Origin of the sequence: Oceanospirillum sanctuarii (genome assembly GCF_002150805.1) — a bacterium.
Lineage (GTDB): Bacteria > Pseudomonadota > Gammaproteobacteria > Pseudomonadales > Halomonadaceae > Oceanospirillum > Oceanospirillum sanctuarii.
On the sequence record NZ_MTBA01000009.1, the window covers coordinates 106241 to 116348 of the forward strand.

Genomic DNA, 10108 nt, shown 5'->3' on the forward strand with positions numbered 1-10108 from the left:
CTGCGCTGTATTATTAGTAAGTAAGTTGCTCTGAGGATATGCCAATCGGGTCACCGGTTTGGCAATACAAAAAAGGCTTTCCGTCATCGCGGAAAGCCTTTTTGCGTTCAGGGAGGCAGGCATTCAGAGGAAGTTTTGAAAGTGCTTACTTGTCAGCTTTAAACAGCGCCTGCGTTTTGAAATCCGGCTGAAGGGATTGCAGAATCTTACCCACCTTATGCAGCGTCTCCTGATACTCACTCTCTGCAACCGAATCGTAGACAATTCCACCACCGCCCCAGCAATCCAGACGGCTTTCACATTCTTTGGTATCTGTATTGGCTGAAACAGACTCCAGCAGTGTGCGGATGGTGATGCTGCTGTCCATCTTACCGTTGAAGCTGATATAAGCCACCGAGCCGCAGTAGATCGCACGGCGTTGAGGTTCCAGCTCATCGATAATCTCCATCGCGCGAATCTTGGGGGCGCCGGTAATAGACCCACCGGGAAAACTTGCTGCCAGCAGATCTACCGCGTCTTTATCCGCGGGCAGTTCGCCTTCGACCGTACTGACCAGATGATGCACGTTAGCGTAGCTTTCCAGAGCAAAAAGCGCAGGTACTTTGACCGAGCGAGGCTCGCAGACCCGGCTCAGGTCGTTACGCAGCAGATCCACAATCATCAGATTCTCGGCTCTGTCCTTGATGCTGTTCTGCAGGCTCTCGGCAATGTGCCGGTCTTCCCGGGCATCACCGGAGCGGGGGGCTGTGCCTTTGATCGGCTTGGTTTCAACATGTCCGGCATTCAGCTGCATAAAGCGCTCCGGTGAAACGCTAAGAATCTTAAATTGATCAAAGTCCAGATAGGCGCTGAAAGGAGCCGGGGTCGCCGCCCGCATCTTGCGGTATGCCTGCCAGCTGTCTCCCTTGGCTGTTGCCTGAAAACGCTGGGCAAAGTTGATCTGGTAGCAATCGCCGGAACGTATATAAGCCATGATCTTTTCAAACCGACTTTTATACTCAGGCCAACTGAGATTCGCGGTAAACGGCGAAGTTAGCGCGAAGCCAGTTTTGTATTGCTCTACCTGGTTTTGAGCGGGGTGATTCAGCAATTCTTCAAGTTCATCAATCTGGCCAGCAGGGGCGACCAGTTCTGCCATCTTTAACTCGTGATCAACCACCACAGCCCAGAGATAGATCCCGCCTATAAGGGAAGGGAAGTTGGAGTCATCCTGTGCCGTTTCCGGCAGTTGCTCCAGTTCCCGTCCCAGATCGTAACTCAGCCCACCAATAAAGCCGCCTATAAAAGGCAGGTGATAAAGGCTTTTATCTGTGGCGGTTACCTGATGGCTGGTGCTGTGTTGCTCCAGAAGCTGATGCAGCTGTTCAAGGCTGTTGCTTGACGTCGAAATTTTCTCGAGAGGGGCGGCGCTTACGATGTCGTAGCGACCTGATGGGCTATCTGGTTTATTGCTGTCCAGTAACACAGGAGTACCCAGATGTCGGATGCGCTCAAAATAATCGACACCGGGTAAATAAGGTAGAGAACGTGTACAGAGCTGAGTCATAAAATTAACAATAGATGAAGGAATCGCGGCTGTCGGATAATAAAAGGCAGTTGCCGATAAAACGCGCTATTCTAACGGCTTTTCTTCAGGCAGCCTATTTTTGCATGCTTAATCGAGCACTCTGTCTGTTGTTTATTTTTAAGGTACGTCATGTCAGAACATTATCAGTGTGAAACGGCAACTCTGGATCGTCCGGATTACCGCATCTTCTATCGCATCTACCGCAACCTACATAATCCCGATGGACGAAAGATACTCATGCTGCACGGAGCCGGCGTTGATGGAGGCTTTACCTGGGAACCCATGTTGAGGCACTTGAGTCACTGGGGAACCTTGTTAGTGCCGGATCTGAGAGGAATGGGACAGTCAGTGCCCTTGCCTGCAGGTCGTGATGAAACAGCGTTTTCGGTAGAAGAGGTCGTTGGCGATGTTTCAGCGCTTTTAGACTATCTGGGTTGGTTTGAATCAGATCTGGCGGGTTACTCTTTCGGCGGCCTGGTAGCAATGTTGTTGAAGCAGCAGCGACCGGCAGCCTTTAAAAAGACTTATCTGCTGGAGCCCGCTTTGCTGGAGCGCCCTGATCTGGCTGAGATGCGTGAGGTGCGTGGCAACTACTCTGTTGCAGCCCGTATGATGCGGGAAGAAGAACCGGTTGAGCTAGGTATTACACACTTTCTGGATCTGATTTCGCCTAAACGCTCCAAGTCGGTTCGGGTTGAGCATGCCACAGTGCATCGCCTTAAGAATCGTGTGCTGGGTTTATCTTATGCCCTTGATGCGGTCACCGATGCGGTACAGCGACTCGATCGGGTTTCTATTTTGTCCGCTCAGGAGAATGTCGACAGTTTTGTGGGTGGTAAAAGTCTGGATTCCATGAAGGCCTGTCATCAGGAGATTGCTGAGAGCCGCACGGACTGGATTTATCATGAGATCGGTGGTACCGACCACTCCCTGCCTTTCCAGAAACCTTCCAAAATTGCGGAAATTATCCAGAGAACACTATCGTAAGTCTGTCTTTGTGATCTGTTTCTATGGAGTGCAAACTGCTGACAACTACCCAGAGGTGTTGATGTGATTGCAGACACTTCTCTCATTTAAAGTTTCATCAGCAACTTTATCGTAGACAATTAATTGGGCGTGACCGTTGGGTTGCGCCCTTTTTGTTTTTATAGGTTATTGTTTTTAAAGGATAAAGTTTGTCTTAGCGTTGGTGGTAATTGTAGATTGTAGACAAATGCGACTTTTGTTGGTGTTGACGCTCATCAAGCAATTGTCTACATTCCTCTCAACGTTAAATTGTCGACAATTAAATAACAGAAGAACACTTGGCCATGTCAGACGTTCAGTATGCATACGAAGAGGGTGAGACCCGCACCCTGGCTGATCGGGTGTTTGAGCAGATTCAAACAGCGATTGTTAAAGGCGATATTCCGCCGGGTAGCAAGATTACAGAGCCGGGCTTGGCTAAAGAGTACGGCATCAGCCGTGGACCGCTGCGCGAAGCGATCCGCCGGTTGGAAGGGCGTCGCCTGATTAAGCGTATCCCCCATGTGGGTGCGCGGGTGGTTTCGCTCTCTTTTGAAGAATTGCTCGATATCTATGATGTGCGTGAAGCGATGGAAGGCATGGCGTGTCGCCTTGCTGCCCGCAACATGACCACAGAAGAGATTGAAAGCCTAAGAGCACTCCTGGCTCGCCACGAAGAAACCTCAGAACTACAAGAAGGCGTGGCGTATTACCAGAAAGAAGGTGATCTGGACTTCCACTTCCGAATTGTGCTGGGAAGTAAGAATGAGAAGCTGACCGAACTCTTGTGCGGTGAGTTGTATCACTTAGTCCGGATGTACCGCTATCAGTTCAGCGCTTCCAGTTCCCGACCTAAGCGTGCTTTTGAAGAGCACCACAGGATTGTGGACGCGATCGAACAACGCGATGAAGAGTTGGCTGAAATGCTGATGCGACGCCATATCAGTGCGTCGCGTAAAAATGTAGAACAACGTCTGCGTGAATCTCAGGCAGAACAACCCTAAGAAGAAAGGAAAAAGCCATGACTAAGTTGACTGCGGGTGCCCGTTTCCGTAAAGCGCTGGCTGAAGCGAATCCACTTCAGATTGTAGGTACTACTAACGCGTACCACGCCATGATGGCTGAGCGTGTTGGCCACAAAGCGATCTACCTGTCCGGTGGTGGTGTTGCTAACCACTCTTACGGTCTGCCTGATCTGGGTATGACATCTATGAATGATGTACTGGCTGATGTTAACCGCATCACCAGCGCAGTTGACACGCCTCTGATGGTTGATATCGACACCGGTTGGGGTGGCGCTTTCAATATCTCCCGCACCGTTAAAGAGATGATCAAAGCAGGTGCTGCTGCTGTTCATATCGAAGACCAGGTTGCTCAGAAGCGTTGTGGTCACCGTCCGAACAAAGAGATCGTGTCTCTGGAAGAGATGGTTGATCGTGTTAAAGCAGCGGTAGACGCAAAAACTGACGATGACTTCTTCGTAATGGCGCGTACTGATGCGTTCCAGATGGAAGGTCTGAATGCAGCTGTTGAGCGTGCACAGGCATGTCTGGAGGCGGGTGCTGACGGTATCTTCGCTGAAGCGGTTCACACGCTGGAAGATTACAAAGCCTTCTCTGACGGCATTAATGGTTCTCACCTGCTGGCGAACATCACTGAATTCGGTGCGACACCACTGTTTAATACTAAAGAACTGGCTGAAAACGGCGCGACAATGGTGTTGTATCCATTGTCAGCCTTCCGTGCTGCCAACAAAGCCGCGCTGAATGTTTACGAAGCGCTGCTGCGTGATGGTGACCAGAAAGCTGTGGTAGATACCATGCAGACCCGTATGGAACTGTATGATTTCCTGAACTACCACGATTTCGAGCAGAAGCTGGATGCACTGTTTGCCGAAGGCAAAAACAAGTAATTCAGATTTCTGAATGTGTTGGCTGCCATCTGGCGGCCTTCACAGGTAACGACTTCCAACGACTTAGAATAAAAAAATCGGACTCTCTGAGCGATTGCAAAGGAGCATAGAATGGTAGACAAGAAATTAGGTGGCGCTGGCCTGCGTGGTCAGTCGGCAGGTGAAACCGCACTGTGTACAGTAGGTAAAACAGGTGCGGGTCTGACCTATCGTGGTTACGACATGAAAGAGCTGGCAGAAAAAGCTCAGTTCGAAGAAGTTTCCTATCTGCTGGCATACGGCAAACTGCCGAATCAGTCAGAGCTGGATGCTTATAAAGCTAAGCTGAAAACTCTGCGCGCACTGCCGGAGCCACTGAAAGTTGTTCTGGAGCAGATCCCGGCTGACGCCCATCCTATGGATGTTATGCGTACCGGTATCTCTATGCTGGGTAACCTGGAAACAGAGAATGACTTCTCTGAGCAGACCGATCATATCGATCGTATGATGGCTGTTTTCCCAAGCATCATTAACTACTGGTATAACTTTAGCCACAACGGCAAGCGTATCAATGTAGAAACCGATGCGGATTCTATCGCAGAACAGTTCCTGTGGACGCTGCACGATAAGAAGCCAGAGCCATTACACGTTAAAGTAATGCATGCTTCTCTGATTCTGTATGCAGAGCACGAATTTAATGCGTCTACCTTCACTGCGCGTGTTTGTGCATCTACGCTGTCTGATATTCACAGCTGTGTGACTGCGGCTATCGGCTCTCTGCGTGGCCCTCTGCATGGTGGTGCTAACGAAGCGGCCATGGACATGATTGAACAGTGGAAGTCTGCTGACGAAGCTGAAGAAGCGATCATGGGTATGCTGGCGCGTAAAGACAAGATTATGGGCTTTGGTCACGCGATCTACCGTGAGTCTGATCCGCGTAATGCCATCATCAAAGAGTGGTCTAAGAAACTGTCTGAGCAAGTGGGTGACACGCATCTGTACGCTGTTTCTGAGCGAGTTGAAGCGGTTATGTGGCGCGAGAAGAAGCTGTTCTGTAACGCTGACTTCTTCCATGCATCGGCTTACCACTTCATGGATATTCCAACCAAGCTGTTTACTCCTATCTTCGTATGCTCCCGTGCATCCGGCTGGACAGCTCACGTAATGGAACAGCGTGCTAACAACCGTATTATTCGTCCTAGCGCGGATTACACCGGCCCTGAGTCTGCCCAGTGGGTAGATATCCAGGACCGTGCTTAATCGGTTGTGAATCAGAATTTGGCGGGGCTGGACGATACTTGCCTCTAATGCCCTTGCCCCTGCCTTTTTTGTTTCGGCTATCGGGTTCGCTCGATAGCCACAGTTCAGATTGAGAAGGCTGGTGACGCCTTGTCTCCTCCTTTGTAAGTCCCTCTACGACCTTATTTCGAGTGGATTCCTGACATGAATACTCAATACCGTAAATCCCTTGCCGGCACCTCGCTGGACTATTTTGATGCTCGTGAAGCGGTAGATGCGATTAAGCCAGGCGCTTACGCAACCCTGCCTTACACTTCACGTATTCTGGCGGAGCAGCTGGTGCGTCGCTGCGAGCCTGAAGCACTGACTGATTCCCTGACGCAGCTGATCGAACGTAAGCGTGATCTGGATTTTCCTTGGTATCCGGCACGTGTGGTTTGTCATGACATTCTGGGTCAGACTGCGCTGGTTGATCTGGCAGGTCTGCGTGATGCGATCGCAGAAAAAGGTGGTGACCCATCTAAAGTGAACCCAGTTGTACCGACTCAGCTGATCGTTGACCACTCTCTGGCGGTAGAAGCGCCGGGTTTTGATCCGGATGCGTTCGAGAAAAACCGTGCCATTGAAGATCGTCGTAACGAAGACCGTTTCCACTTTATCGAGTGGACCAAAACCGCTTTCGAAAACGTTGATGTGATTCCTGCCGGTAACGGCATCATGCACCAGATCAACCTGGAGAAGATGTCTCCGGTTGTTCAGGCACGTGATGGTGTTGCTTATCCTGATACCTGTGTCGGTACCGATTCTCACACTCCACACGTAGATGCACTGGGTGTTATCTCTGTGGGTGTTGGTGGTCTGGAAGCTGAAACCGTCATGCTGGGTCACCCATCCATGATGCGACTGCCGGATATCGTTGGTGTGAAACTGACTGGTAAACGTCAGCCGGGCATCACCGCGACTGATATCGTATTGGCGCTGACTGAGTTCCTGCGTGCCGAACGTGTCGTGGGTGCTTATGTTGAGTTCTTCGGTGAAGGTGCTGACAGCCTGTCTATCGGTGACCGTGCCACTATCTCCAACATGACCCCTGAGTTTGGTGCAACGGCTGCGATGTTCTACATCGACGAGCAGACCATTGATTACCTGAAACTGACCGGTCGTGAGCCTGAGCAGGTTGCTCTGGTAGAGCAGTACGCTAAAGAAACCGGTTTGTGGGCAACCGCTCTGCAGACTGCTGAATACGAGCGTGTACTGGAGTTTGATCTGTCCACTGTTGTTCGTAACATGGCAGGTCCTTCTAACCCGCACCGTCGTCTGCCGACAACTGCTCTGGCTGAGCGTGGCATTGCTGATGAAGCTAAGCTGGCTGAAGCCAAGCAGCAAGAGGCTGATGGCCTGATGCCGGATGGCGCAGTTATCATCGCAGCGATTACATCCTGTACTAATACCTCAAACCCTCGCAACGTAGTGGCTGCAGGTCTTGTTGCTAAGAAAGCCAACGAGCTGGGGCTGGTACGTAAGCCTTGGGTTAAGTCCTCCTTTGCTCCGGGTTCTAAAGTTGCCAAGCTGTATCTGGAAGAATCCGGTCTGCTGTCTGAACTGGAAAAAATGGGCTTTGGTATCGTGGCTTATGCTTGTACGACCTGTAACGGTATGTCCGGTGCTCTGGATCCAGTGATTCAGCAGGAAATCATCGACCGTGATCTGTATGCAACAGCTGTACTGTCCGGTAACCGTAACTTTGATGGTCGTATTCACCCATACGCTAAGCAGGCGTTCCTGGCGTCTCCACCTCTGGTTGTGGCCTATGCGATTGCTGGTACTGTGCGTTTTGATATCGAAAAAGACGTACTGGCTGTGGTTGATGGCAAAGAGATCACTCTGAAAGATCTGTGGCCGTCCGATGAAGAGATCGATGCGATCGTAGCGTCTGCGGTTAAGCCTGAGCAGTTCAAACAGATCTACATTCCTATGTTCGATCTGGGTGACAAAGAGCAGGCTGAAAGCCCGCTGTATGACTGGCGTGAAATGTCTACCTACATCCGTCGTCCACCATACTGGGAAGGTGCGCTGGCAGGCGAGCGTACTCTGACTGATATGCGTCCGCTGGCGATTCTGCCGGATAACATCACTACGGATCACCTGTCGCCATCCAACGCGATTATGATGGACAGTGCTGCCGGTGAATACCTGCACAAAATGGGTCTGCCGGAAGAGGACTTCAACTCTTACGCAACGCACCGTGGTGACCACCTGACAGCACAACGTGCCACACTGGCTAACCCGAAACTGCTGAACGAAATGTGTCGTGATGCCAACGGTGAAGTGATTCAGGGTTCTCTGGCGCGTGTTGAGCCGGAAGGTCAACAGATGCGTATGTGGGAAGCGATTGAAACCTACATGAACCGCAAGCAGAACCTGATTGTGGTAGCCGGAGCAGATTACGGTCAGGGTTCATCCCGTGACTGGGCGGCGAAAGGTGTTCGTCTGGCAGGTGTTGAAGTGATCGTAGCCGAAGGCTTCGAGCGTATTCACCGTACCAACCTGATTGGTATGGGTGTTCTGCCGGTGCAGTTCCATGAAGGCACAACCCGCCTGACTCTGGAGCTGGACGGTACTGAAACCTACTCCATCAAAGGTGATCTGGCACCTCGCGGTGAGATGACTCTTGAAATCAAGCGTCAGAACGGCGATGTAGTGGAAGTACCGGTAACTTCCCGTCTGGATACCGCTGCAGAAGTAGCCGTGTACAAGGCTGGTGGTGTACTGCAGAAGTTCGCTAAGGACTTCCTGGAGTCAGAAACAGCTTAAGCTGTTGGCTCTGGTAAACGCCCACTTCGGTGGGCGTTTATCGTTTATCGGCAATAAAAGATTCAGGTGGCGGCTGTGTTGGCGGTCACTTAACAGTACTCAGGGTGAAAACCCTTATCAGGTAAAAGGTGGGGCAAAAGATGTCGAGTGTTCCTCAGATTAAAATTCCGGCAACCTATATCCGTGGTGGCACCAGTAAAGGTGTTTTCTTCCGTCGTCAGGATCTGCCTGCGGCAGCTCAGGAGCCGGGTGAAGAGCGTGACAAAATTCTGCAGCGAGTAATCGGTAGCCCGGATCCGTACGGTCAGCAGATTGACGGCATGGGTGGTGCGACTTCCAGTACCTCGAAAACCGTTATTCTGGATAAAAGCACTCAGCCGGATCACGATGTAGATTATCTGTTTGGTCAGGTTGCTATCGACAAGGCTTTTGTCGACTGGTCCGGTAACTGCGGTAACCTGACGGCTGCGGTGGGCGCTTTTGCTATTGCAGGTGGTTTAGTTGATGCTGACCGTATTCCTGAAAATGGTATCTGCACAGTTCGTATCTGGCAGAAGAATATTCAGAAAACCATTATAGCTCACGTGCCGATCACCAATGGTGAAGTACAGGAGACCGGTGACTTTGAGCTGGACGGCGTAACCTTCCCGGCTGCTGAAGTTGTCGTTGAGTTTATGGATCCGGCTGATGGCGAAGGCTCTATGTTCCCAACCGGAAACCTAGTTGATGATCTGGAAGTGCCGGGTGTTGGTACCTTTAAAGCGACCATGATCAATGCTGGTATTCCAACCATCTTCCTGAATGCGGAAGAGATTGGTTATAAAGGCACTGAGCTGCAGAAAGATATTAACGGCAACGCTGAAGAGCTGGCCCGTTTCGAAACGATTCGTGCCTACGGTGCAGTGAAGATGGGGCTGATTCAGGATATCTCTGAAGCGGTTGCCCGTCAGCATACACCTAAGGTAGCTTTTGTTGCCCCTGCGACCAACTACACGGCATCCAGCGGTAAAGAGATTTCTGCTTCTGATATCGATATCTGTGTCCGTGCGCTGTCTATGGGTAAGCTTCACCACGCGATGATGGGCACTGCTTCAGTGGCTATCGCTACAGCAGCTGCGGTACCGGGCACTCTTGTTAATCTGGCAGCAGGTGGTGGTGAGCGTGAATCCGTAACCTTCGGTCATCCATCTGGTACATTACGGGTTGGTGCTGCAGCTGAGCAGCAAGCCAATGGCGACTGGACTGCTAAGAAAGCGGTTATGAGCCGTAGCGCCCGTGTCATCATGGAAGGCTATGTGCGTATTCCGGGAGATACCTACTAATACCTCTATTGTTGGTAGATGAGTAATCTGTCCTTACTGTCTTTATTGCTTTGCTATGAATGAGCGGGTTAGATAAGAGGCCGATAGGGGTTATAAAGCCATTAGTACCTGGTTGCTAATGGCTTTTTTCGTGTTGAGGTTATCGGCTTTAACGGTTTTATGAGGCTTGGGAGTGCTGTTTGTAATTATTTTACATTTTCTTTCAATCAGGACTTGCGCTGCTCCGTTTTGTGCGTATAATGCGCCCTCGTTGTCACGGAGCAAGTCTCC

8 protein-coding genes are annotated in these 10108 nt (G+C 50.8%); 6 read left to right on the top strand and 2 right to left on the bottom strand.

Annotated elements, in window-relative coordinates:
* Positions 1 to 145: 145 nt before the first annotated feature.
* Positions 146 to 1546 carry an aminodeoxychorismate synthase component I gene (pabB, locus tag BV405_RS14740; RefSeq protein ID WP_086481652.1) on the bottom strand — a complete coding sequence of 467 codons (1401 nt, stop codon included), beginning with the start codon at positions 1544 to 1546 and terminating at the stop codon, positions 146 to 148.
* A 150-nt stretch (positions 1547 to 1696) separates the two neighbouring features.
* On the opposite strand from pabB, the gene BV405_RS14745 reads away from it, so the two are divergent.
* The 6 genes from BV405_RS14745 (at position 1697) to prpF (ending at position 9838) form a co-directional block, all read left to right on the top strand.
* The gene (locus BV405_RS14745; RefSeq protein ID WP_086481653.1) at positions 1697 to 2554 is read left to right on the top strand and encodes an alpha/beta hydrolase; all 858 of its coding nucleotides are present in this window, start codon (positions 1697 to 1699) and stop codon (positions 2552 to 2554) included.
* Between the two features lie 323 nt (positions 2555 to 2877).
* On the top strand, positions 2878 to 3576 hold the full coding sequence (locus BV405_RS14750; protein ID WP_086481654.1) for a GntR family transcriptional regulator: 699 nt from the start codon (positions 2878 to 2880) through the stop codon (positions 3574 to 3576).
* Positions 3577 to 3593: 17 nt separating this feature from the next.
* Positions 3594 to 4484 (top strand): methylisocitrate lyase, encoded by an 891-nt coding sequence (gene prpB / locus BV405_RS14755; protein ID WP_086481655.1) that lies wholly within the window; start codon positions 3594 to 3596, stop codon positions 4482 to 4484.
* 111 nt (positions 4485 to 4595) lie between these two features.
* On the top strand, positions 4596 to 5723 hold the full coding sequence (gene prpC / locus BV405_RS14760) for a bifunctional 2-methylcitrate synthase/citrate synthase (RefSeq protein WP_086481656.1): 1128 nt from the start codon (positions 4596 to 4598) through the stop codon (positions 5721 to 5723).
* A 183-nt stretch (positions 5724 to 5906) separates the two neighbouring features.
* Entirely contained in the window at positions 5907 to 8516 is a 2610-nt protein-coding gene (gene acnD / locus BV405_RS14765; protein WP_086481657.1) for a Fe/S-dependent 2-methylisocitrate dehydratase AcnD, read from the top strand.
* A gap of 140 nt (positions 8517 to 8656) precedes the next feature.
* On the top strand, positions 8657 to 9838 hold the full coding sequence (prpF, locus tag BV405_RS14770) for a 2-methylaconitate cis-trans isomerase PrpF (protein WP_086481658.1): 1182 nt from the start codon (positions 8657 to 8659) through the stop codon (positions 9836 to 9838).
* 90 nt (positions 9839 to 9928) lie between these two features.
* Here prpF and BV405_RS17815 read toward each other — a convergent pair.
* Positions 9929 to 10108 (bottom strand): hypothetical protein (locus BV405_RS17815; RefSeq protein WP_217895673.1); only part of this gene is annotated, 180 nt, incomplete at its 5' end.